The organism is Pedobacter sp. HDW13, from assembly GCF_011303555.1.
Taxonomy (GTDB): Bacteria; Bacteroidota; Bacteroidia; order Sphingobacteriales; family Sphingobacteriaceae; genus Pedobacter.
This window is the reverse complement of the sequence record NZ_CP049868.1, coordinates 5719298-5742628: the sequence shown is the minus strand read 5'-3', so window position 1 is coordinate 5742628 and position 23331 is coordinate 5719298. Positions and strand designations below refer to the sequence as shown.

The window sequence follows — 23331 nt, the reverse complement described above, 5'->3', positions numbered from 1 at the left end:
TTATGAGTTGAAAAGTGCTTAAAAAGCCCTTTTGGCACAGCCTTTGTGTTTGTTGAAGCATATTAGTTTAACTCAAAAACAATATCTTAAACATGAAAACAATTACGAAAATTATTGCTACATCAGCAGCTGTTGTAGCGTTATTCTTTACTACAAATGTTAATGCACAATCAAGCCGGAACTTAGGAATAGGATTAAATGTAGGAGCGGGAACGTCAACTGGATATGGTTTAGTGATTGGAGGTGATATCCGGTATCAGTTTAACGTAGATAAGCAATTGTCTATTCCAGTAACTGCAGGTTACAATAATTTTTCTATTAAAGACTCTTACGGAGGCGGAAGCTTTGGAGTAATCCCGGTTAAAGCAGGAGCAAAATATTTCTTTGATGATTCTGGTGCGGGTGCATATGGCTTAGCAGAAATTGGCGCAGGTTTTGGTACAAATAAAGGTTCTGGAACTTCTTTCGTTTACTCACCGGCAGTTGGTTATGCCTGGAGTAACGGATTAGATTTAGCAGCCAAATATGAAGGTTATTCAAATAATGGTAGCATTGGTTTCGCTGGTATCAGATTAGCTTACGGATTTAGCTTGTAATCATTTCCAATAATAAATGAGAAGCCTCCTTTTTTTAAGGGAGGCTTTTTTATTTCATAATATTCTGAAAAAAATGAAAATTAAAAATCTGGTTGTCTGGTTTTATCGTATATCATTTAAACCTTTATTTGATAACTTAAATACTTTACCAATGAGAACATTTACAAGACTTTTTGCAACGGCATTAACGGCAATTGCAATATTAAGCACCAACAGTTTAAAGGCACAAGAAATGAGTCAGACCATGAGTACTAACGGCATGGCCTTTAAAATAGGAGTTGGTGTTAATGCCGGATTGTTTCCAGATCGTTCAGAAATGGATTATGGCTACGGAGCAGACGTAAAATTGCAATACGATTTATCCAAAGATGTTGCTGTAACGGCTTCGGCTGGTTATACCCGCTTAAGGTGGAAAGACAGCCCCTTAAATTTTCAGTTTATTCCTTTAATGGGTGGAGTTAAAGCTTATGTAATTGATAGGATGTATTTAGGCGGTGGCCTGGGTACTGGCCTGGCAGTTAAAGAAAGTGCACAAATGAACTTCATTTATACCGGAGGCCTTGGCTACGAGTGGAATAACGGACTTGAAATTGGTGCACGATACGAAGGCTATGTAAACAATAGCGCATCTGATTTGTATTTCATGAAAACAGGTCAGTATAACCTGCGTATCGGTTATAATTTTAAATTATAATTAAAATATCATTTATTTTAAAGAGCCCTGCAATTAGCGGGGCTTTTTTTATTTATTTAACATATTAATTGCTATTTTGAGCCGAAAACCAAATACAATGAAAAGAATATTCGGAATAGCCATACTCACTGCATTAATGGCCTGCAATCAGTCAGAAAAAAAGACAACTGAAAATAAAGATTCCGTAAAAACAGATTCTGTGAGCGTTAAAAATGATGTAACGATAAAAGATGAAAAAAAATCGGTAATTTTTGCTCAATATGTCGAATTAAAAAACGCTCTGGTTAAATCTGATGCTGCAGTTGCCCAAAAAACGGCCGAAGCTTTGAAAAATAGTTTGGCAGCTTACGAAGGTTGCGAGCTTACTGCTGAGGTTGCCGGTAAAATTGCGGGTACCAATAATCTGGTAGTACAAAGAAAAGACTTCACCGTTTTAAGCGCCGATTTAATTGCTTTAGTTAAAAATGCCGAAATAGAAAAAGGCACCATTTATGTGCAGCATTGTCCAATGGCCAATAAAGGCGAAGGAGGCGACTGGCTATCAACGGAAAAGAAAATTAAGAATCCTTATTACGGAAACGAGATGATGGAGTGCGGAAGGGTAGTTGAAGAAATCAAATCGAAATAACAGGCACGATTTGTTTTGTTAAGCATGATTGTTACGTCTTCCTGACTAATTATTCATATTAATTTAACAGATTTGTTATGCATGTATATTAATTTTATATAATTTAGAAAGCTATAAACACAATACAATAATATGTCAGATATTGCAGAGATCAAAGTTGATGGTAAGACAATAGAATTGCCAGTAATTACAGGAACAGAAGACGAAAAGGCCATTGATATTTCAAAATTAAGAGATCTTACAGGTTTTGTAACTTTAGATACTGGTTTTAAAAATACAGGTTCTACAAAAAGCAAAATCACTTTTTTAGATGGTGAAAAAGGCATTCTAAAATACAGAGGTTACGGTATCGAGCAGCTAGCAGAAAAATCTAGTTTTTTAGAAGTAGCTTACCTGGTTATTTACGGAGATCTTCCTACCCAAGCGCAATTAGACGGTTTTCAGGCTGAAATTAGTAAGCATACGCTGATTCACGAGGATATGAAAAAATTCTTTGATGGTTATCCGTCAAGATCTCATCCAATGGGTCAGTTAGGGTCGCTAATTTTCTCTCTATCTACATTTTATCCAGAGTGCTTAAAGCCAAACCAAACTGCAGAAGAGCAAAACCTAACCATTATTAAGTTATTGGCTAAGCTTCCAACAATCGTTTCGTTTATTTATAAAAAGTCTTTAGGTCATCCGCTTATTTATCCAAAAAATAAATACGATTATGTTACCAATTTCCTTTGGATGACATTTGGCCAGCGTACCGAAGATTACGAAGTAAACCCGATTGTGGTAAATGCAATGAACAAATTACTGATCCTGCATGCAGATCACGAGCAAAACTGTTCGGCATCTACTGTACGTATTGTTGGTTCGTCTGATTGTAATTTATATGCATCAGTTTCAGCAGGTATTGCCGCACTTTGGGGACCGCTTCACGGTGGTGCAAACCAGGCCGTTATCGATATGCTCGAACTGATTAAAGCTGATGGTGGCGATACTGAAAAATGGATTGCTAAAGCTAAAGATAAAAATGATCCTTTCCGTATGATGGGCTTTGGACACAGGGTATATAAAAACTTCGATCCAAGAGCAAAAATCATTAAGAAGGCTTGTGATGATATTTTAGAGAATTTAGGTATCGACGATCCGATTTTAGAAATTGCTAAAAAACTAGAAGAAGCAGCCCTAACCGATCAGTATTTCATCGACAGAAAATTATATCCGAACGTAGATTTTTATTCAGGTATTATTTACCGCGCATTAGGCTTCCCGTCAGAAATGTTTACCGTTCTTTTTGCTTTAGGACGTTTACCGGGATGGATTGCACAATGGAAAGAAATGCACGAAAACAAAGAGCCAATCGGTCGTCCGCGTCAGGTTTACGTTGGTGAAACCGATAGGGAATTTGTTGAGATTAAAAACAGAAAATAGTTTCATTAAACATAAAAAAAACCACTCGAAAATTCGGGTGGTTTTTTTGTGGGTAATACTTTTTTACTAATAGCCGTCATCTCTACTGAAGTGTAAGCCCGTACAGGCAGGGAGAGATTTATCTCGATAACACTTATGAATTAGATCTCTCCGCTCTACTACCTTCCGATCGAGCTGACGACTCTCTTAAGTAGTAACGAAGCGCGGGCTACGTAGCTACGTAATAAATTAAATTAATCATAACAAATTCTGATACCTTAAACGCAATCCAGAAGAGTACGAAGATCCAGAACATTTTAAAGATGATACTGCCGGTTTTGCGTTGATAGAATACCTTTAATGCATTGAACATATACCAGCATATCCAAACCAAAACAGCCAATTCGATAATTTTGGTAAAGACACCACTGCCTCCAAATACATGCTTAATTACCGGAGCTGTAAAAATCTGAACGATAAAATAGGCGGTCATCCCATGAATGGTGAAAATCAGGTGGTTGAGATAGTAAATGTGATTCTTCCTGAAATTCCACATGATGAAAAGCGCCAGTAACGGCATCAATAAAAAGTATTGTTTTGGCCTGTTGTGCTCCAGGGTTTCATTAATCACTTCCGATTTTTCGCCAAGGCTAATCGCCCTTTTTTTGATTAACTTTTCGTACCAGCTATCCTGATCGGCTGAAGGAAGTTTTTGCTGACGTACCAGATAGGCCGCATAAGTACTGTCGTTCCTTTCGATATGGATATCATTGTAATTATCAATAATATCTTCAAGCGAATCAGATTTAAGTGTAACGTTTTCGGCTTTTATCCGGTTCAGCTCAACTTCCTGGTCCTTAAACCCCAGTTTTTTAAATTCTTTAATCTTTATCGCATTATCTAAAGATTTTACGGTCTTTTTAATAATAGCGTTGTTCTCAGGCATTCCTGCTAGCTTCAGCGCTTTGCTTACACTATCGGTTACATTCTGATTCTTTTTCTTTTCAACCGTGATGCCATCGTCGTCATGATTATCCTTTGCTACATGCTTTGGCGAATAAACCACCAAAAAGTATACAATTGATACAAAAATGTACATGCTCACCGGGTTGATGTACCTGGCTCTTTTACCGGCCAGATAATCGAGTGTAACTTTACCGGGTTTGGTTAGGAGTGGAGCAAGCGTTTGAAAAAATTTGTTATCGAAATGAAAATAGTGGGCAATACTATGACTAATAAAAGCCCAGAAACTCTCTTTTAATTCTAAATTAGGCTGACCGCATTTACTGCAATAATGTGATTCTACATGCGAACCACAGTTTAAACAATCGTGTTCTTTTCTGTACTTACCAGCTGACATGGGACGGATTATAAATGATTAATGGCTTCTACTTCGGCGCGGGTATGTTTGTGCTTAAATATCACAACAAAAACGACTGCTATAACGAGTACATAAATGGTAAAGGTTAACCAGATGTTATGCCAGTCTTTTACATCTAATGCCCTGCTCAGATCTCCGTTTGGCAGCACATCAATGCCTTTGTTTTTTAAGAATTTAAGCAAGTGTGCATTGTCTTCTTCACTTTTAACGTATTTAGATAGCGAACCAATACTATGATAATAAGTGGTAAAGAAGCGGCTAATCATCCAGCCCGAAACCAAACTGCCAAACACAGCCCCAAAGCCATTGGTCATCATCATGAATAAGCCCTGGGCAGAAGAACGGATTTTTGGCGCAGTTGATGTTTCTACAAATAAAGATCCCGATATATTAAAGAAATCGAATGCCATACCATAAACGATACAAGAAGTGATAATCATCCAGAGGTTGGTAGATGGATCGCCGTAGGCAAATAAACCAAAACGCAACACCCAGGCAAACATCGCAATGGCAATAACCCATTTAATTCCAAACCTTTTCAAAAAGAAGGGGATAGCCAGAATAAAAAGTGTTTCAGATACCTGCGAAATCGATAAAATGATAGTGGAATATTTAATTACGAATGATTCTGCAAAAACCGGGAATAACTTAAATTCATCTAAAAAAACATCGCCATAAGCATTGGTTAACTGTAAAGCAGCCCCTAAAAACATCGAGAAGATAAAAAACAAGGCCATTTTATAATCGGCAAAAAGCTTAAAAGATTCAAGCCCAAGTTTTTGTGCAAATGTTTTCTTATCGCTGATTAAGTTTAATGGTTTACAGGCTGGTAGTGTAAAAGAATATACACCTAAAAGTAAAGCACTTATACCCGCAATGTAGAACTGGTTGGCACTGGCTTTATTACCGGTTAAATTGGTAATCCACATAGCAGCAATGAAGCCAATGGTACCCCAAACGCGGATAGGAGGAAAGTCTTTTACTACATCGAAATTGCCGTTTTTTAAGGTGGTGTAGCTAATGGAGTTACTAAGCGCTATGGTTGGCATATAAAAACACATGGCTACCAGTATTACCCAGAAAAAGGTGTGTGCATCATTTACCTGTGGCAGGTAAAACATGGTCGCCGCGTAAAGAATATGCAAAATGGCATAAAGTTTTTCTGCATTGATCCATTTATCAGCTAAAATACCGGTGAGAGTAGGCATAAACAGCGAGGCAATGCCCATTGTAGAAAAAATAATTCCAAAATCTGCACCATCCCATTGTTTGGTTCCGAACCAATAATTTGCAATTGTAATTAACCAGGCAGCCCATACAAAGAATTGCATGAAACTCATTATAGTTAAGCGAAACTTAACATTCATAATAATAGTTTAGTTTAAAAGCTGAATATAGAACTATTTTAAGTCATAATCCAAAATGATCCTTAATTATTTTAAACAATTTGGATCATTTTGGGTTTTAGCTTTTTTATTGGTGAGATTTTGTAGAAAAATCTGAAAAGATTTGAGTTTTTTTAATGCCTGAAGGTGGGAAATTAAGAAGTTCCGCGCTTATTCAGTTCATCTCTTAACCTTGCTGCTTTTTCATAAGCTTCTTCGGCTATGGCCTCCTGTAGTTTTTGTTGCAGCTCTTCTAAGGTAAGATCGCTATAGCCTGGTTGCTGGCCTGAGGTAGGCAAGGTATCGGCTTCAGGTTCTTTAGCAATCGAATCCATATTTTCGAGAAAAAGAAAATCATTTCCTTCAATTACAATACCTGCAGAAGCGAGGATAAATTCGTAGGTATAAATCATGGCATTAAACCTAACAGCCAGTGCGATAGCATCCGAGGTGCGGGCATCAACTTCATGTGTGTTTTTGCCGTCGCTACAAATCAGTTTGGCATAAAAAACGCCGTCAACCAGGTTGTAGATAATAATTTCCTGAATGTTGATATGAAAAGTATCAGCCATCGATTTAAACAGGTCGTGCGTTAATGGCCTGCTTGGAGTCATTTTTTCAATTTCAATGGCAATGGCCTGAGCTTCGAACGCACCAATAATAATGGGTAAGCGCCTGCGTCCATTTACTTCTCCTAAAACAAGGGCATAAGCACCAGATTGAGTCTGGCTGTAAGATAAACCTACAATATCTAATTTAACTTTTTTCATATTTATGATAAGACCTTATAGGTTTTTTAAAACCTATAAGGTCTGTAAAATATTATCCCTTATGTGCTTTTAATGCCTCAATTAATTTTGGTACAACTTCAAAAGCATCGCCAACGATACCGTAATCGGCTACTTTAAAGAAAGGAGCTTCCGGGTCTTTGTTAATTACCACAATCACTTTCGATGAGCTTACACCTGCCAGATGCTGTATAGCACCAGAAATACCGATAGCAATGTATAAATTCGGGCTGATGGCAATACCGGTTTGACCAACGTGCTCTGAGTGTGGTCTCCAATCAGCATCAGAAACGGGTTTAGAACAAGCGGTAGCAGCGCCCAATAAGCCTGCAAGCTCTTCTATCATTCCCCAGTTTTCAGGGCCTTTTAAACCTCTTCCTGCCGATACTACCAGCTCAGCATCGGGTAACGAAACTTTATCAGTAGCCCTAACAATATCTTTAATAACAGTACCCAGGTCTGATTGTTTAATATCAGCGACAAAGTTTTCGATAGTTACATCGATAGCATTTTCTTTAACACCAAATGCATTCGGGTTTAAAGCAATTACTTTGTTGGCAGAAGTTAACTCGGTAATGGCAAAAGCCTTACCAGAGAAAGCAGTTTTCTTAACGGCAAATTTACCATCAGTACTTGGTAGTTCAACAGCGCCATCGGCTAAGCCTGCTTTAAGTTTTACTGCAATACGTGGCGCTAAACCTTTACCTGAGAAAGAGTTAGATAATACCACAATTGCTGCGCCTTCTTTCTCGGCAGCAGCAGCAATAACGCTGGCATAAGCTTGATTAACGAAAGATTTTAACTGATCGGCACTTACATTTAATACTTTAGCTGCACCATATTTTCCCAGTTCTTTTAATTCACTTTCGGCAACATCGCCAATTGAAATGGCGGTTAAGCTGGTAGATTGTTGATCGGCAATGGCTTTGGCATAAGAAACGGCTTCGAATACAGATTTCTTAAATTTACCTTCAGCTTGTTCTACATATACTAATACTGACATATATTTATCCTTAAATCCCTTAGCGGGAGTATTATATTTATTATTATTAATTTATCTCTGCTCGGTCAGTCAACTGAATTGCTAACTGACTAGATTACTTTAGCTTCGCTGTGTAACAAGCTAATTAACTGCTCGGTTTGATCGGCAGGAATTAATTTAACTGTTCCGCGAGGGCAGGGGTTTCGTATTTGGTTACCTTGGTTACCTCGTCGATGGCAACAGCCTCTACAACTGCTAAAGGTTTTGTTCTTGCGCTCATGATACCACGCATGTTAGGGATTTTAGGCTCGGCTACACCTTCAGCACAGCTGGCTACAAATTTACCCGAAACGGTTAATACTTCTTTCCCGCCTTCAATTTCTCTTTCGATAGTTGCTGTATCGCCGTCTATATCCAGTTTTTTGATAATCGATACCGAAGGGATATCTAAAAATTCGCCAACCATGGCTGCAACCTGATTGCCATTGTAATCGATAGATTCGCGACCGGTTAAAATAACATTGAAATCTTTGTCTTTAGCGTATTCTGCAATTTGCTTAGCCACAAAATATGCATCTCTTGGAGCTGCATTTACCCTAACTGCATCGTCGGCACCAATTGCAAGTGCTTTTCTAATGGTTGGATCGTTGGCGGCTTCGCCCACATTGATTACGGTTACTGTTCCTTTACCACCTTCAGTTAGCTCAATTGCCCTTGCCAGTGCAATTTCGTCGTAAGGGTTAACAATATATTGTACTCCTGCGGTATTGAATTCGGTATTATCGTTGGTAAAAGTTATTTTTGTCGTTGTGTCTGGCACATTACTGATACAAACTAATATTTTCATATGTTATATGTTTATTATATAAGGTCTTTCTGCAAATTTAATTAAAAAAGCAAGGAATAAAAATGTCAAGTACCCGTTTAAGTAAGTTATTAGATTTTTTAGAAAGTGATCCCAACGATCCGTTTATACTATATGCCTTAGCCACAGAGTATAACGTGCAAAATGATAAAGAAAAAGCCTATTCTTTTTACCTTCAGTTAACTGATAAGCATCCCGATTATGTTGGCACTTATTACCATTTGGGTAAATTATTTGAAAGAGACGGACAGAAAGAAAAAGCAATCGAAATTTATCAAAAGGGAATGCAAGTGGCGCGCAATAAACGCGATATGCATGCTTTTTCCGAATTGCAGGGCGCTTACAATTCGGCAGCAGGATTAGATTATGAAGATGACTAGTTTAGTCTTGTTAGTTAACAGTTATCAGTTTTAATTGATGCAAACCAAACCTATTGCTGCCAAAAAGCAGTGGCTGTTTATCCGGAATGTTATTTTTTTTACCTTCACCTCTTTTGGTGGGGCGCAGGCGCATCTGGCTTTATTGCTTAAATATTTTGTACAGAGTACTAAATTTATCTCCGAAGAAGAGCTTTTGGAGTTAAATGCACTGGCGCAGGTATTACCCGGGCCGGCCTCCACGCAAACATTAGTAGGTATAGCCTGGAAAGTAGGGAAGCTGAAACTGGCTATTATTACTTTTTTGATCTGGATTTTACCCACAGCCAGCATTATGACTTTTGCTGCAATCAGTTATGCCATGCTCGATCAGAAGCAAAAATTTAATGCGGTTTTAGAATATATTCAGCCCATTGCGCTTGGTATTGTGGCTTATGGCGCATGGCAGCTGGGTAAAAAAGTGCTTTCTTCTCAGGTATCCATATTTCTGGCCATTGCTTCGGTTATTGCCACGCTGGTGCTACGGAATGCCTATGTTTTTCCCTTGTCTATTTTAATCGGAGGGATGATCTCATCAGCCATTGAAACCCCTAAAGAAGAAGCCGAACTCAGGGTTAAACTATTTTCGAATGTTAACCCCCGAAAACTAATCTATTTTTTGGGTGCTTTGTTGCTTTTCGCATTAGTGGGCGCTATCATTAACCGCACATCGCCTTTTAGTTTGCCTATTCGTTTATTGGAGAATTTTTACCGTAATGGAATACTGGTTTTTGGAGGCGGACAGGTGTTGGTACCTTTAATGTTTACCGAGTTTGTAGAGATGAAGCATTATTTGCACGCCTCTGGATTTTTATCGGGCTTTGCACTACAACAAGCCTTACCCGGACCAACCTTCTCTTTTACCAGCTACCTGGGGGCACTAAGCATGAAAAATTTTGGTTATGGCCTTTGGGGACAGATTTTAGGAGGTTTAATTGGTGTAATCGGTATTAATTTACCAGGCTTAATCCTCGTTTTGTTTATCGTACCTTTTTGGGATGACCTTAAAAAAATCTCGCGAATTAAGCACAGTCTTTCAGGCATTAATGCTGTAAGTGTAGGCTTTATTATTGCCGCTTTTATTCTCCTGTTAATTCCAATGGGTTTTAATTGGTTATTTTTAGGCATTATGCTGATTACGTTTCTTTTGCTCAACTTTACCAAAGTGAGCCCGCCAATTATCGTCTTAGCCGGTATACTATTGGCCTATTTGTTTTAGTGTTTAGCTAAATGATATATGCTTTAAGCCTATAATTATAGGCTTTTGTTTAATCGATATATGTTCTGAGCTTATGATGATCTATCAGGTGAGCGGTGTCCCCACCGCCCATTCGTTATTTCACAGAGATTATCAGGATTTAGTGGTAATTAAGTGTATGGTTAAAAACGATAAAGGCCTGTATTCTATAAGAATAGAGGCCTTTATATTTATAGTGTGATCCTGATTACAAGGACCATAGTTTGATTTAGTTAACCGGCTCTTTCGACTACCTATCCCGATTCATCGGGAGGCTGAGGATGACAACTGATTATTAAAACGGTGGATCATCATCACTGTAATCATCCATTTTTGAAGGACGGATGATTACGTTGCTTTGTTTTTCAAAATCTTGAGATGGATACATTCCGGCTGCCGGATCAGCTGCAAAAGAACTCGGCGGTGCGTTAAAATCATCTTCCAGATCCTGGAACTTAACAAACTTACCTACGAATTTAAGTGGTACAATACCGGTTTCACCGTTACGGTGCTTGGCAATAATTACCTCACCAATACCTGCTTGCGATCTTCCTTGCTCATCTTCGGTGATACCGTAATATTCAGGACGGTATAAGAACAATACCATATCCGCATCCTGCTCAATTGAACCCGATTCACGTAAATCGGATAACATTGGCCTTTTTCCCTGTAAACCAGGTCTACTCTCTACCGCACGACTTAACTGTGATAGTGCCAGTACCGGTACATCTAGCTCTTTAGCAACAGATTTTAGTGCCCTTGAAATACTACCGATTTCCTGCTCACGGTTACCGCCACCTTTACCTTCGCCTTTACCGTGCATTAACTGCAAGTAATCGACAATTACCAATTGAATATCGTACTGCGATTTTAGCCTCCGACATTTAGCCCTGAACTCAAAAATATTCAGTGCAGGTGTATCATCAATTAATAGGGGAGCTTCGGTTAAGCGGCCAATTTTGCTGTGCAGCTGTTGCCATTCCCACTCCTGTAAATTTCCCTTTCTGATTTTTTCCTGCTCAATTTCGGCTTCTCCTGAAATAAGACGATTAACCAACTGAACAGACGACATCTCAAGCGAGAACACCACACATGGTTTGGCAAAATCAACCGTTGCATTGCGTGCGCAGGTAAGTACGAATGCGGTTTTTCCCATCGCCGGACGCGCAGCAATAATTACCAGATCCTGTTTTTGCCAGCCCCCGGTAATTCTGTCTAATCCGGTAAAACCAGTTGGAACACCAGTTAAACCATCTGTTTTTGTTCTTAATTCTTCAAGCGATGCTAACGACTGCTTAATGATATCCTCCATTTTCTGCGTATCTCTTCGCAGGTTATTCTGGGCAATTTCAAAAAGTCCTTTTTCTGCCTGGTCCAGTAAATCGAAAATATCAGTAGTATCTTCGTAGGCATTGGTAATAATTTCAGTCGATATTCTGATGAGCTCACGCTGAATATATTTCTGAGAAATGATACGGGCATGAAATTCGATGTTTGCGGCCGAAGCAACCCGGTTAGTTAAACTGGTAATATAATATGCACCACCCACAATTTCTAACGCACCCATGGTACGCAATTCTGAAGTAACGGTTAAAATATCTACTGGTTTCGATTTTTGGAACAAAACGTGGATGGCCTCAAAAATCTTTTGATGGGCGATATTGTAAAAAACATCCGGTTTTAAAACATCAATTACAGCTGATAGGGCATCTTTTTCGAGCATGAGTGCTCCCAAAACTGCCTCTTCCAAGTCTAATGCCTGTGGTGGGATTTTTCCCATCGAACTTACTGTATTGCTCAGTCTGCTCTTTCGGGCAGCGAAGCTATTTTTTCCGCCTTGTTCATTATCGTTACTCATTCCACAAAAGTAGTTAAATTTTGATGGGCTTGTTTGAATAAGTTACTAGCTCTTTGTTAACAAATTGAAGCATAATCATATTGATTTTTTTATGGGTTTTAGGAAACATTTTTTTTTTTTGAACAATTAAATGTGAATAAGAATAACATAGATGAGGGCTAAAACATTTTATTTGAATACTTTTGCCTAACAATTTTAGAACATGGATAATTTTAGAAGACCGCAACGCGCAAAAGAGAATAATGAGTTTGTATTTGGTATCAGGGCTGTTATAGAAGCTGTTAAAGCTGGAAGGGATATTGAAACCATTTATCAGCAACGTGGCCTTGGGGGCGAATTATTTCTGGAGTTGAAAGCACTTTTAAAAGATACCTTAATCCCTTTAAATTCAGTTCCTATTGAGAAACTGAACCGGATGTCGCAGAAAAACCACCAGGGCATTATTGCGGTAATTTCGCCAATTACCTATCAAAATATTGAAGACATTGTACCTGCCATTTTTGAAAAAGGAGAGGTACCTTTAATTTTGATTTTAGATAGCGTAACTGATGTACGCAATATGGGCGCTATTGCACGGACGGCATCCTGTGCGGGTGTTCATGCCATCGTGGTGCCATTAAAAAATGCTGCACAGATTAATGCTGATGCCATTAAAACATCGGCCGGAGCCCTGTTCAGCATTCCCATCTGCCGCCATGCCAACTTGCACAAAACCTGCTTGTTTTTACAAGAGAGTGGCTTACAGATTGTAGCCTGTACAGAAAAAACAAACGATTTAATATATGCGCCTGATTATACCATGCCAACAGCAATTGTAATGGGCTCGGAAGATGAAGGGATTTCGAACGATTTGTTAAGGGTTGCAGATCATCTGGCTAAAATACCAATGGCCGGCAAAATCGAATCTTTGAATGTTTCTGTATCGGCAGGCGTAATTATATACGAAGCGATCAGACAAAGAAGCATTTAATGTAAGATGGATGTATGATGGAAAATGTAAGATGGGGGATGCGGAACTATGCTACATCATCCATCTTACATCGTCCATGTTACATCTTTAAATGAATTTATTGCCAAAACGCGATTTTACTTCTGCAACGAATTCTTTAACACGTTGTTCTTCGTTTCTTGGGCAAATCATTAGCATATTGTTGTTTTCTACTACAATATAATCGTGCAAACCCTGCATAATCACCAGCTTATCTTTTGGTACATTTACCATACAGTTCGAAGAATCGAACATAATAACCTGTTCTGACGGGATAACTGCATTTCCAACGTAATCTTTTTCGGCCATTTCGTAAATCGAAGCCCAGGTACCTAAGTCAGACCAGCCAAAATCGGAGGGAAGCACATATACATTTTCGGCTTTTTCCATAATGCCAAAATCTATAGAGATGTTAGTACACTGAAAATAAGCATTGTTGATAAACTCTTTTTCACCTGCTGTGTTCATGTCAGCCCTGCCCAGATTGAATATTTCATACATATCGGGCAAGTGTTTCTCAAAAGCTTTCAGAATGGATTTTGATGACCATATGAAAATTCCCGCATTCCATAAAAAATCGCCACTTTGAATAAATGATTTGGCCAGTTCGAGGTTGGGTTTTTCTGTAAATGTTTTAACCTTGTGTAAATCTGTATCGGTATTTAGCACATAATCAGTGTGTTGTATGTATCCGTATCCCGTATCCGGACGATTTGGCTTAATGCCTAAAGTAATCAAGCAATCATTTTTCGATGCTGCATCTAAAGATTGTTCTATCGATTTTATAAACTCGTCCATATTGCCAATGGTATGATCGGAAGGAGCAACTACAATGGTAGAATTGGGGTTTAACTCAGCAATTTTAAAACTTCCGTAGGCAATGCATGGTGCCGTATTTCTAAGTAATGGCTCTGCTAATATTTGGTTTTCGCTTAACTGCGGCAGTTGTTCTTTTACCAGATCTACATAAATCTCGTTGGTAACAATAAAAATATTCTCAGGTAGGCAGATTTTTAAAAATCTGTCATAAGTACTTTGTATCAGTGTTTTACCAATGCCAAAGAAATCAATAAATTGTTTTGGATATTCTGTTCTGCTTACCGGCCAAAAACGGCTTCCTACGCCGCCGGCCATAATTAAGGCATAATAATCTTTATTCATTTTATGTTTTAAAATTACACAATCCCCTCGTTTAAGAGGTCGTGCAAATGGATGATGCCAAAGTAAGTGTTTTGTTCCAGAACTAACAACTGTGTTATGTTATTTTGTTTGATAATCTCCAGGGCATCCACTGCCAAAGCATCATGTTGGATGCTTTTGGGTGTTTTGCCCATAATATCTTCGGCTTTTAAATTTTCAATTGTATTGTTGTTTTCCAACATCCTCCTAATATCGCCGTCGGTAATTACCCCAAGTATATGGTTGTTGTTATCTACAACAGCTACGGCGCCTAAACGGTTTTTACTAATTTCGATCAGTACATCTTTTACCGATGCTGTGGGTGAAATAGATGGTTTTTCGTTGGATAGGGCCAGGTCTCTCGCTTTTAGATACAGCTTTTTACCTAAGGATCCACCAGGGTGGTATTTCGCAAAATCTGCTTCATTAAACTCACGGCATTCGAGCAGGCAAATAGCCAGGGCATCACCCAGGGCAAGTTGTGCAGTGGTACTGGTAGTGGGAGCCAGATTATGCGGACAAGCCTCTTTTTCGAAAGCAGTGTTCAGAATCAGATCTGCCTGTTCGGCCAGGAAAGAGCCTAATTCACCTACCATACCAATTAAAAGGTTACCCGAAGTTTTGAGTAAGGGAACAAGTACTTTAATTTCGGGCGTGTTGCCGCTTTTTGAAAGGCAGATAATTACATCGTCTATCTGGATCATGCCCAAATCGCCGTGAATGGCATCGGCAGCATGCATAAATATAGCTGGTGTACCGGTTGAATTAAAGGTGGCCACAATTTTTTGGGCAATAATTGCACTTTTGCCAATTCCGGTTACAATCACCCGGCCTTTGCAGTGTAAAATGCTGGTTACGACTTTTTCAAAATCGTCATTAATATTTCTGGCAACGTTTAATATTGCTGCTGCTTCGAGCTCTAAAGTGCTTACAGCCGATTGTATAATTGATTTTTTACTTTTCAAAGAGAAAATAATTGTCTGTTAATACTTGAAATTCTTGTAAAATTATGTTATTTTGGATAGAAAAATAGCATCGCATATTTTATTACACAAAATGGACGTGAAAAAGTCGTTATTTGATAACCTACAAAATTTCTTCGGGTTTGACAATTTCAAGGGTGATCAGGAGTCGATCATAACAAATATTTTAGAAGGCAATAACACATTTGTTATTATGCCAACAGGCGGAGGAAAGTCGATTTGCTATCAGTTACCAGCTTTAATGAGCGAAGGGACGGCAATTGTTATTTCTCCGTTAATTGCATTAATGAAAAACCAGGTAGACCAATTGCGGGCTTTTGGTGGAAATGACAGTATCGCTCATTTTCTGAATTCATCTCTCAATAAATCTGAAATTACGCAAGTTAAATCTGATCTCTTAAGCGGTCAGACCAAATTATTGTATGTTGCACCTGAATCGCTAGCAAAGCAAGATAATATTGAATTTCTAAATCTGATTAAAATCTCTTTCGTTGCGGTAGATGAAGCACACTGTATCTCTGAATGGGGGCACGATTTCAGGCCTGAATACCGTAAAATAAAACAGGTTATCGCTGGTTTGGGCAATAATATTCCAATTATAGCTTTAACGGCTACCGCTACACCAAAAGTGCAGCAGGATATTATGAAGAACCTGGGGATGACAGAAGCTACCCTGTTTAAATCATCATTTAACAGGCCGAACCTGTTTTACGAAATCCGCCCCAAGCGCGATATTACCAAAGAGATTATCAAGTACATTAAATCCAATCCCGGTAAATCTGGGATTATTTACTGTTTAAGCCGTAAAAAAGTAGAGGAAGTTGCCGAAGCTTTAAACTTAAACGGCATTAGTGCTTTGCCATACCACGCAGGTTTAGACCCTAAGGTGAGGGCAGAAACACAGGATAAATTTTTAATGGAAGATGCCGAGGTGATTGTAGCCACTATTGCCTTTGGTATGGGGATCGATAAACCGGATGTACGTTTTGTAATTCACCACGATGTGCCTAAAAGCATGGAAGGCTATTACCAGGAAACAGGTAGGGCCGGACGTGATGGCGGCGAAGGGGTTTGTATTGCTTTCTACTCGCAAAAAGATGTAGATAAGCTTGCTAAGTTTATGAAAGATAAACCGGTTTCTGAAAGGGAAATTGGTACACAGATATTAAAAGAAGTAATTGATTATGCCGAATCGGGCGTTTGTCGCCGTAAACAGATTTTGCATTATTTTGGCGAAAACTTTAACGAAACAGGCTGTAATTGCATGTGCGATAACTGCAAGAAGCCTAAAAAGCAATTTGATGCTGAAAATCAATTGTCTACCCTTTTAAAATTCATAGAAAAAACAGGCGAGAAGTTTGATGATGCCCATTTATTGAATGTTTTCTTAGGTTTAGAAACTGCCCAGACCATTGCTTATGAGCACAGCAAAGTACCTGAGTTCGGTATCGGTAAAGAAGATGGCGAACTGATGTGGAAATCGATTGTACGCCAGGCAGTGTTAAATAATTTCCTTTTTAAGGATATCGATAATTATGGTTTATTAAAATTAACCAGGCAGGGAAAAGATTTTATTGTTAACCCTTACAGCCTGAAGTTTATTTTAAACGAGCCGATTGAAAGTGGTGCCGACGATGATGATGATGATGTTAAGCAAGGCACAAGTGCTTTAGATACGCACCTCTTATCGTTGCTGAAAGATTTACGTAAAAAAATCGCTAAGCAGAAAAACGTTCCACCGTTCGTGGTATTCCAGGATCCTTCGCTGGAGGAAATGTGTACACATTATCCCATCGCTATGGATGAACTTCGTCAGATTTCTGGTGTAGGTTCAGGAAAGGCAATGAAATTCGGAACGCCGTTTATTGAACTGATTAAAAAATATGTAGAGGATAACGACATTGAGCGCCCGATTGACCTGATTATTAAAACCCAGGCCAATAAATCGCAAATGAAAGTTTCCATCATCCAGAATATAGATCGGCAGATTGGCCTCGAAGATATTGCCGATTCAAAAGGTATTACCTACGAGGAAATCCTTAAAGAAGTAGAATCGATTGTAAACTCCGGAACAAAGCTCAACCTGAATTATTTCATTGATGAAGTAATTGATGACGACAGACAGGATGAAGTTTTTGATTATTTCAGGGCTGCAGAAAGCGATTCTATTGATGAAGCCTTAAACGAGCTAGGCGAAACAGACTACACGCGCGAAGAAATTCAATTGATGCGCATTAAATTCATGTCAGAACTAGGGAATTAATGAAGATGGGAAAGGTAATATGGATCATGTATCCAGTTATTTTTCCCATCTTCTTGTCTATTATCCATTTTACATCTTCCATCACACATCATCCATTTTACATGCTTAACTATTTAGATAAAATAAAAAATACAGATTCAGGGAATTTCTTTTTAATGGCTGGTCCATGTGCTATTGAAGGCGAAGAAATTGCCATGCGCATTGCAGAGAAGATTATTACCATAACCGATAAACTTAAAATTCCTTATATTTTTAAAGGTTCTTACCGCAAAGCTAACAGGAGCAAAGGCAGTTCATTTACAGGCATTGGCGATGAAAAGGCTTTAAGGATTTTGGAAAGGGTTGGCCGCGAATTTGGTGTGCCTACAGTAACCGATATTCACGAAAGTGATGAAGCGGCTATGGCAGCAGCTTATGTAGATGTATTGCAGATTCCGGCATTTTTATGTCGCCAAACCGATTTGTTAATTGCAGCAGCCCAAACTGGCAAAGTAGTTAACGTAAAAAAAGGCCAGTTTTTATCAGCTGGTTCGATGAAATTTGCAGTGGAGAAAATTAAAGAAGCCGGTAATGATAGAGTGATTTTAACCGACAGAGGAAATACCTTTGGTTATCAGGATTTAATAGTTGATTATCGCGGTTTACCCGAAATGCAAAGTTTTGGCGTACCCGTGGTGATGGATTGTACCCATAGCTTGCAGCAACCCAACCAAAGCAGCGGTGTTACTGGTGGTAAACCCGAATTAATTTCGACCATTGCTAAAGCAGCCATTGCCGTTGGTGCCGATGGCCTGTTCATCGAAACACATCCCGATCCGGCTAATGCCAAATCTGATGGAGCCAATATGCTGCATTTAGATTTGCTTGAAGAAACTTTAACCAAACTGATCCGTATCAGACAAGCGGTTTTGTAATGGTTTCAAACAAAGGAGTTTTCTTAACTGCAGAGGGAGTAAGCTTGCACTTGCACAGTATGCTGTAGATAAGGAAATTCTTTTAAAGTATTTACCGCCTAATACTGAATTTGATAGTTGGGAGGGGAAATATTATGTAAGCCTGGTTGGATTTATGTTTGTCGACGTAAAGCTGCTTGGCTTCAATGTACTTTTTCATAGTACTTTTTGAAGAAGTAAACCTGAGGTTTAAAGCGGGAGATGACTGGAAACGTGGCGTGGTATTTATTAAAGAGACACCCACCTCTAGCGAATTTAGACAGTCATTCCCGTGCAGGTGGGGTCTTAAAGCTATAGCGATGTGATTTCGCGATTTTTATATGCTGAATGCAATGAAGCATCTTTTGTGGATGTGTTTTCATTTGAGGGAGATTCTTCACTACATTCAGAATCACAACTTAAAATATTAAACCTTCGTAATCACGAAAGAGGTTCTCCTGTTATTTTTTCTGCCCAGTTCAGTTTTATTATCAGCAATTGGCTTGCTTGCACCCAAGCCTTTAAAAGTAAGCCTTTTGGTATCAATCTGGTTTTTAATCAGGTAATCGTACACTGCATTTGCCCGATTAAACGATAATTTCTCATTCAGCTTATCATCGCCAACATTATCAGTATGTCCTTGAATTTCGATGTTAACCGATTCATTTTGATGCAGGAACTCAATTAATAAATCGAGCTCGCGGATAGAAGCAGGCAGCAGGTTAAATTTATTGGTGTCGAAAAATATATTGCGAAGGGTTACGTTACCGCCCTGTTTTATTTTTTCAATCTCTACCGCTATCTGGTAGGGTTTGCTAATATCAGCTGCTTTTAGTTCGAAATTTTCTGAATAAAACAGGTAACCTTCAGCGTTTACGTTAAACAAATAGTCGCTCCCTATGGGCATTACCGCGAGAAATTCGCCCGTTTCAGGATCGGTGTAGTCATCAAAAACGGTCTTATTGGTTTTAAGATCGATTACCTGAACGTTACTTTCAATGGTTTTTTTAGTGTCCTTATCTCTTACTACGCCTTTAACATAGGTAATTTTTGCCGGCCTGGCTTGCTCCGGAATCCCAAAACTGTAAATGTCTTGCGCACCAAAGCCGTTCTTTAAATTCGACGAAAACAAACCAAAGTTTCCGTCGGCACTTACAACTAAACCACTCTCATCATCGAACGAATTAATGGGGTAGCCAATATTAAATGGTTTCTGCCATTTTCCGCTGTCATCCATGCGGCTGTAGTAAATATCCTTGTTGCCAAAACCCGGCCATCCGTCTGATGAAAAATAGAGGGTTTTTCCATCTACATGTAAGAAAGGTGTATTTTCATCATATGCGGTATTAATATCCGGACCAAGGTTCACTGCAGGCCCCCACTTAGCGTCATCAGTAATGGTGCTTTTCCATATATCGTAACCACCAGAACCACCAGGTCGGTTGCTGATGAAATACAAGGTTCTACCATCAGGGCTAATGGCAGGTTGCGACTCCCAATATTCGGAGTTTACAGGCTTACCTACATTGTAAGGCTCGCCCCAGTCTTTGCCTTCACGGTGCGAAACATAAATGTCGCATCTGCCCAATCCGTCAGGGCGGTTACAGCCCGTAAAAAAAAGGTATTTGCCATCAGGTGAAATGGTTTGTGCACCTTCGTTATAGCGTTCGGTATTTATTTTGGCCGATAAGGGCGTAGCTTTAGTCCAGGTATTATTTTTGAATTGTGAAGTCCAGAAATCTTCGTTGCCATTAACCTGTCGGGTAAATATTAAGGTTTCGCCATCTGCAGTCAACGCAGGGAAATACTCGGCATCTGTTGTATTCACCCCTTCACCGAGATTGGTTGGTATATATTTTACCGGTTTTTTAACTGCTGAAATAGCGAAATCGCAATCCAGTAAGTATTTCTTTGCTTTTTTAGCACGTTCAGATGAAGCATCGAGGGCCAAAAAGGTGTCGAAATCTTGTTTTGCCTTAGTATAATCCTGTGTAGCAAACTCAGTTTCTGCCAGGCCAAAAATAACCTCAGGTTTTACGCTTTTATTAACAAGTATGGCTTTTTGATAAGCGCCTTTAGCTTCGAGATATTTCCGTTGGATTTTGTAAACCCCAGCCAGAACAATATAGGCATTCTGGAATAGCGGATCGCTTTCAACGGCATTTTTCAGTAACTGTTCAGCACCTGCGAAATCCTGCTTTTGGATTGCGGCACCTGCGTTCTCAAAAGAATTTTGTGCTTTTTTATTGCCCGAGCCTTGCGCAAATGCACAAAAGCTCAAAAAACTAAAACATAGGAACAGACAAAACCTCATACATTAACATTTGGTTATAAAGCTAATGTATCGTTTTTAAGGAATATTTAAAAATTTGTGTGTTTGTAAAGAAATTTCCCACTTCGGATTGGCCATCACATAGTCGATAATCATTGGTGTAATTTCCTTGGATTTTGACCATTCGGGCTGGAGATAAAGCTTACAGCCCGGCGATACCATTGCGGCATATTCTTCTGCCCATTTAAAATCGCTTTTATTGAAAACGATTACTTTCAGCTCGTTGGCAAAAGGGGTAATGTCTGGCCTTGGTGCTTTAAATTTTTTGGGCGATAAACAGATCCAGTCCCAGTTGCCAGATAGCGGGTAGGCACCAGAGGTTTCAATAAAGGTTAGTATGCCTCTTTCTTTCAGCTTATTGGTCAGGTAATCGAGGTTGTAAATTAAAGGCTCACCACCGGTAATTACAACGGCTTTACCCGGAAAGCGGTCGGCATTTTCTACAATAACATCCGAAGCGGTTAGCGGGTGCATTTCGGCATCCCAGCTTTCTTTAACATCGCACCAGTGGCAACCCACATCGCAACCGCCCAAACGGATAAAATATGCCGCTTTGCCAGTGTTAAATCCTTCGCCCTGTATGGTGTAAAATTCTTCCATTAAAGGAAGTAATGTGCCGTCTTCTGGAATGTCTTGTTTCATTTTTGAGGATGCAAATATCTTAAAAAAATATGGGGAAGCAGTTCCTATTTCGAAATTTAATAGAAAGATGAAATAATACTGATATTTATTTGCCGTATTTTAGCTGTATGAAGTGGTTTAAAGCCTTAAATAACAATCAGATTCCACCAGCCGACGACATTAAAACCATTTCGATTGGTGGCAAACAGATCTGTGTAATCAATAATGAAGACAAGCTTATCGCTACCCAATCACATTGTCCACATGCAGGCGGACATTTTAGCGGGGGCTGGTGTAAAAACGGGCATTTAATTTGTCCCATTCACCGTTATGAGTACAGCCTCGAAACCGGAAGAGGAGCAGAAGGGCAGGGAGATTACATTCGCATCTATCCAACCGAATTGCGGGAGGATGGCTTGTACATTGGCTTTGAAGAAAGCTGGTGGAGCAAGTTGTGGGGTTAATTGGTTCACTTGTTCATTAGTAGGTTAACTGGTTAATTGTTTAAATAGGTTAACTGACTCCAAACTCCAAACTCACAACACCCAACTCCCTGTTTTATGGGTTAATTGTTCCTAGCGGCCGCTTATGCTCAATTTATCAATAGTTTACTAACCATAAGTTCATTCATTATCGCAATAACGAACCAGTGAGATACGTCATTCTGAACTTGTTTCAGGATCTTTTATGTGAGAATAACATTTTAATCAGGTCGCCTTTCTATTAGAGTACAGTACAAATAGGGAAGTAATCATCAAACGCTAATCACCAATCGCATATCGCTAAACAAAAAAAGCGATCCAACAATGAACCGCTTTTCTATATTTTTTGGACGTTGAGTCCTCCACCTTATAACCTTCTACCTTTAAGAATAAATCTCTTTCCTTGCTGATGCCAGAGTATTTTTCAATAAACCCACAATGGTCATTAAGCCTACGCCGCCTGGTACCGGGGTAATGTACGATGATATTGGTGCAACATTATCAAAGTCAACATCACCATATAGTTTAAAGCCTGATTTAGTTTCCGAAGAATTTTCTCGGTTAATGCCCACATCGATAATAATGGCGCCCGGCTTAACCATATCGGCTGTAACAAAGTTCTTTTTACCAATAGCAGCTATTACGATATCGGCCTGTAAAACCTGTTCTTTTAGATCTTTGGTGCGCGAGTGGGTAAGTGTTACAGTACAGTTTCCAGGATTTGCATTTCGGGCCATTAAAATACTCATAGGACTGCCCACAATATTACTGCGGCCAACCACAACACAATGTTTACCGGTTGTATCGATATTGTATTCCTGTAACATTAGCAAAATACCGTAAGGCGTTGCCGGAATAAAGCATGGTAAATTACGCATCATTCTGCCCAGGTTTACCGGATGGAAACCATCTACATCTTTGCGGTGATCGATCTTTTCAGTAACTTTTTCAGGGTCGATGTGTTTTGGCAATGGCAATTGTACAATTAAGCCATCTACATCTTCATCCTGGTTAATTTCCTCAATTTTAGCCAGCAATTCTGCTTCTGTAACCGAGTTATCATAACGGTGAAGTGAAGATTTAAAACCTACCTTCTCACAATTTTTCATCTTGCTCGCTACATAAGTTTCGCTGCCACCATCGTTACCTACTAAAATAGCAACTAAATGTGGCTTGCGCCCTGTTTTATTCAAAAACTCAGCTGCTTCTTCGGCAATCTGAACTTTAACTTTTTCTGATACGTATTTACCGTCTAATAGTTTCATGTTTAAATATCGGGGTAGCAAGTATAAAGTATCAAGATTTCAGTTGCTTGCAACT

Annotated in this window: 21 protein-coding genes and 1 pseudogene; 11 read left to right on the top strand and 11 right to left on the bottom strand. The window is 39.1% G+C overall.

Annotated elements, in window-relative coordinates; genetic code table 11:
• Positions 1–92 precede the first annotated feature (92 nt).
• The 4 genes from G7074_RS23855 (at position 93) to G7074_RS23840 (ending at position 3340) form a co-directional block, all read left to right on the top strand.
• On the top strand, positions 93–596 hold the full coding sequence (locus G7074_RS23855; protein ID WP_124560058.1) for a hypothetical protein: 504 nt from the start codon (positions 93–95) through the stop codon (positions 594–596).
• Between the two features lie 151 nt (positions 597–747).
• Complete coding sequence (locus tag G7074_RS23850) at positions 748–1290, top strand: hypothetical protein (protein ID WP_124562471.1); 543 nt, start codon at positions 748–750, stop codon at positions 1288–1290.
• 97 nt (positions 1291–1387) lie between these two features.
• Positions 1388–1918: a DUF3347 domain-containing protein gene (locus tag G7074_RS23845; RefSeq protein WP_124562470.1), complete on the top strand. Its 531-nt coding sequence runs from the start codon at positions 1388–1390 to the stop codon at positions 1916–1918.
• Between the two features lie 132 nt (positions 1919–2050).
• A complete protein-coding gene (locus tag G7074_RS23840; protein ID WP_124562469.1) occupies positions 2051–3340 on the top strand; it encodes a citrate synthase in 1290 nt (429 codons plus the stop codon).
• A 208-nt stretch (positions 3341–3548) separates the two neighbouring features.
• Here the strand turns inward: G7074_RS23840 and G7074_RS23835 are convergent, their stop codons facing one another.
• The 5 genes and pseudogenes from G7074_RS23835 to G7074_RS23815 all read right to left on the bottom strand — a co-directional run bounded on the left by G7074_RS23835 (position 3549) and on the right by G7074_RS23815 (position 8702).
• Entirely contained in the window at positions 3549–4679 is a 1131-nt protein-coding gene (locus G7074_RS23835) for a DUF3667 domain-containing protein (RefSeq protein WP_124562468.1), read from the bottom strand.
• Positions 4680–4687: 8 nt separating this feature from the next.
• Complete coding sequence (locus G7074_RS23830; RefSeq protein ID WP_124562467.1) at positions 4688–6067, bottom strand: nucleoside permease; 1380 nt, start codon at positions 6065–6067, stop codon at positions 4688–4690.
• Positions 6068–6240: 173 nt separating this feature from the next.
• Complete coding sequence (locus tag G7074_RS23825) at positions 6241–6855, bottom strand: bifunctional nuclease family protein (RefSeq protein ID WP_124562466.1); 615 nt, start codon at positions 6853–6855, stop codon at positions 6241–6243.
• A gap of 52 nt (positions 6856–6907) precedes the next feature.
• Complete coding sequence (locus tag G7074_RS23820; RefSeq protein WP_124562465.1) at positions 6908–7876, bottom strand: electron transfer flavoprotein subunit alpha/FixB family protein; 969 nt, start codon at positions 7874–7876, stop codon at positions 6908–6910.
• A gap of 89 nt (positions 7877–7965) precedes the next feature.
• Positions 7966–8702 (bottom strand): annotated as a pseudogene (locus G7074_RS23815) (electron transfer flavoprotein beta subunit/FixA family protein).
• 62 nt (positions 8703–8764) lie between these two features.
• Here G7074_RS23815 and G7074_RS23810 point away from each other — a divergent pair.
• Together G7074_RS23810 and chrA are read left to right on the top strand one after the other, a co-directional pair.
• Positions 8765–9100 (top strand): tetratricopeptide repeat protein, encoded by a 336-nt coding sequence (locus tag G7074_RS23810; protein WP_124562463.1) that lies wholly within the window; start codon positions 8765–8767, stop codon positions 9098–9100.
• A gap of 37 nt (positions 9101–9137) precedes the next feature.
• Complete coding sequence (gene chrA / locus G7074_RS23805) at positions 9138–10355, top strand: chromate efflux transporter (RefSeq protein WP_124562462.1); 1218 nt, start codon at positions 9138–9140, stop codon at positions 10353–10355.
• Between the two features lie 313 nt (positions 10356–10668).
• Here chrA and dnaB read toward each other — a convergent pair whose 3' ends face one another.
• Complete coding sequence (gene dnaB, locus G7074_RS23800) at positions 10669–12231, bottom strand: replicative DNA helicase (protein ID WP_166211723.1); 1563 nt, start codon at positions 12229–12231, stop codon at positions 10669–10671.
• A gap of 202 nt (positions 12232–12433) precedes the next feature.
• On the opposite strand from dnaB, the gene rlmB reads away from it, so the two are divergent.
• Positions 12434–13201 carry a 23S rRNA (guanosine(2251)-2'-O)-methyltransferase RlmB gene (rlmB, locus tag G7074_RS23795; RefSeq protein WP_124562460.1) on the top strand — a complete coding sequence of 256 codons (768 nt, stop codon included), beginning with the start codon at positions 12434–12436 and terminating at the stop codon, positions 13199–13201.
• Positions 13202–13288: 87 nt separating this feature from the next.
• On the opposite strand, the gene G7074_RS23790 is transcribed toward rlmB, so the two are convergent.
• Together G7074_RS23790 and G7074_RS23785 are read right to left on the bottom strand one after the other, a co-directional pair.
• Positions 13289–14380, bottom strand: coding sequence for a mannose-1-phosphate guanylyltransferase (locus G7074_RS23790; protein WP_166211720.1), 1092 nt, complete (start codon positions 14378–14380; stop codon positions 13289–13291).
• Positions 14381–14394: 14 nt separating this feature from the next.
• Positions 14395–15363 carry an SIS domain-containing protein gene (locus tag G7074_RS23785; protein WP_124562458.1) on the bottom strand — a complete coding sequence of 323 codons (969 nt, stop codon included), beginning with the start codon at positions 15361–15363 and terminating at the stop codon, positions 14395–14397.
• A 91-nt stretch (positions 15364–15454) separates the two neighbouring features.
• On the opposite strand from G7074_RS23785, the gene recQ reads away from it, so the two are divergent.
• The 3 genes from recQ (at position 15455) to G7074_RS28025 (ending at position 18769) form a co-directional block, all read left to right on the top strand.
• Positions 15455–17644 (top strand): DNA helicase RecQ, encoded by a 2190-nt coding sequence (recQ, locus tag G7074_RS23780; protein WP_124562472.1) that lies wholly within the window; start codon positions 15455–15457, stop codon positions 17642–17644.
• 101 nt (positions 17645–17745) lie between these two features.
• Complete coding sequence (gene kdsA / locus G7074_RS23775; protein ID WP_124562457.1) at positions 17746–18558, top strand: 3-deoxy-8-phosphooctulonate synthase; 813 nt, start codon at positions 17746–17748, stop codon at positions 18556–18558.
• Positions 18559–18634: 76 nt separating this feature from the next.
• Complete coding sequence (locus tag G7074_RS28025; RefSeq protein ID WP_199748423.1) at positions 18635–18769, top strand: DUF2071 domain-containing protein; 135 nt, start codon at positions 18635–18637, stop codon at positions 18767–18769.
• A gap of 234 nt (positions 18770–19003) precedes the next feature.
• Here the strand turns inward: G7074_RS28025 and G7074_RS23765 are convergent, their stop codons facing one another.
• Together G7074_RS23765 and G7074_RS23760 are read right to left on the bottom strand one after the other, a co-directional pair.
• Positions 19004–20857 (bottom strand): OmpA family protein, encoded by a 1854-nt coding sequence (locus tag G7074_RS23765; protein WP_240916394.1) that lies wholly within the window; start codon positions 20855–20857, stop codon positions 19004–19006.
• 69 nt (positions 20858–20926) lie between these two features.
• The gene (locus G7074_RS23760; protein WP_124562455.1) at positions 20927–21550 is read right to left on the bottom strand and encodes a 7-carboxy-7-deazaguanine synthase QueE; all 624 of its coding nucleotides are present in this window, start codon (positions 21548–21550) and stop codon (positions 20927–20929) included.
• 107 nt (positions 21551–21657) lie between these two features.
• Between G7074_RS23760 and G7074_RS23755 the strand changes: the two genes are divergently transcribed.
• Positions 21658–21993 (top strand): Rieske 2Fe-2S domain-containing protein, encoded by a 336-nt coding sequence (locus G7074_RS23755; RefSeq protein WP_124562454.1) that lies wholly within the window; start codon positions 21658–21660, stop codon positions 21991–21993.
• A gap of 401 nt (positions 21994–22394) precedes the next feature.
• Here G7074_RS23755 and G7074_RS23750 read toward each other — a convergent pair whose 3' ends face one another.
• On the bottom strand, positions 22395–23276 hold the full coding sequence (locus tag G7074_RS23750) for a bifunctional 5,10-methylenetetrahydrofolate dehydrogenase/5,10-methenyltetrahydrofolate cyclohydrolase (RefSeq protein WP_124562453.1): 882 nt from the start codon (positions 23274–23276) through the stop codon (positions 22395–22397).
• Between the last annotated feature and the right edge of the window lie 55 nt (positions 23277–23331).

What these genes read in the sequence shown, in the direction of transcription:
- G7074_RS23855 (WP_124560058.1), top strand. Translation starts at nt 93, where the DNA reads ATGAAAACAATTACGAAAATTATTGCTACATCAGCAGCTGTTGTAGCG.
- G7074_RS23850 (WP_124562471.1), top strand. Translation starts at nt 748, where the DNA reads ATGAGAACATTTACAAGACTTTTTGCAACGGCATTAACGGCAATTGCA.
- G7074_RS23845 (WP_124562470.1), top strand. Translation starts at nt 1,388, where the DNA reads ATGAAAAGAATATTCGGAATAGCCATACTCACTGCATTAATGGCCTGC.
- G7074_RS23840 (WP_124562469.1), top strand. Translation starts at nt 2,051, where the DNA reads ATGTCAGATATTGCAGAGATCAAAGTTGATGGTAAGACAATAGAATTG.
- G7074_RS23835 (WP_124562468.1), bottom strand. Translation starts at nt 4,679, where the DNA reads ATGTCAGCTGGTAAGTACAGAAAAGAACACGATTGTTTAAACTGTGGT.
- G7074_RS23830 (WP_124562467.1), bottom strand. Translation starts at nt 6,067, where the DNA reads ATGAATGTTAAGTTTCGCTTAACTATAATGAGTTTCATGCAATTCTTT.
- G7074_RS23825 (WP_124562466.1), bottom strand. Translation starts at nt 6,855, where the DNA reads ATGAAAAAAGTTAAATTAGATATTGTAGGTTTATCTTACAGCCAGACT.
- G7074_RS23820 (WP_124562465.1), bottom strand. Translation starts at nt 7,876, where the DNA reads ATGTCAGTATTAGTATATGTAGAACAAGCTGAAGGTAAATTTAAGAAA.
- G7074_RS23810 (WP_124562463.1), top strand. Translation starts at nt 8,765, where the DNA reads ATGTCAAGTACCCGTTTAAGTAAGTTATTAGATTTTTTAGAAAGTGAT.
- chrA (WP_124562462.1), top strand. Translation starts at nt 9,138, where the DNA reads ATGCAAACCAAACCTATTGCTGCCAAAAAGCAGTGGCTGTTTATCCGG.
- dnaB (WP_166211723.1), bottom strand. Translation starts at nt 12,231, where the DNA reads ATGAGTAACGATAATGAACAAGGCGGAAAAAATAGCTTCGCTGCCCGA.
- rlmB (WP_124562460.1), top strand. Translation starts at nt 12,434, where the DNA reads ATGGATAATTTTAGAAGACCGCAACGCGCAAAAGAGAATAATGAGTTT.
- G7074_RS23790 (WP_166211720.1), bottom strand. Translation starts at nt 14,380, where the DNA reads ATGAATAAAGATTATTATGCCTTAATTATGGCCGGCGGCGTAGGAAGC.
- recQ (WP_124562472.1), top strand. Translation starts at nt 15,455, where the DNA reads ATGGACGTGAAAAAGTCGTTATTTGATAACCTACAAAATTTCTTCGGG.
- kdsA (WP_124562457.1), top strand. Translation starts at nt 17,746, where the DNA reads ATGCTTAACTATTTAGATAAAATAAAAAATACAGATTCAGGGAATTTC.
- G7074_RS23760 (WP_124562455.1), bottom strand. Translation starts at nt 21,550, where the DNA reads ATGAAACAAGACATTCCAGAAGACGGCACATTACTTCCTTTAATGGAA.
- G7074_RS23755 (WP_124562454.1), top strand. Translation starts at nt 21,658, where the DNA reads ATGAAGTGGTTTAAAGCCTTAAATAACAATCAGATTCCACCAGCCGAC.
- G7074_RS23750 (WP_124562453.1), bottom strand. Translation starts at nt 23,276, where the DNA reads ATGAAACTATTAGACGGTAAATACGTATCAGAAAAAGTTAAAGTTCAG.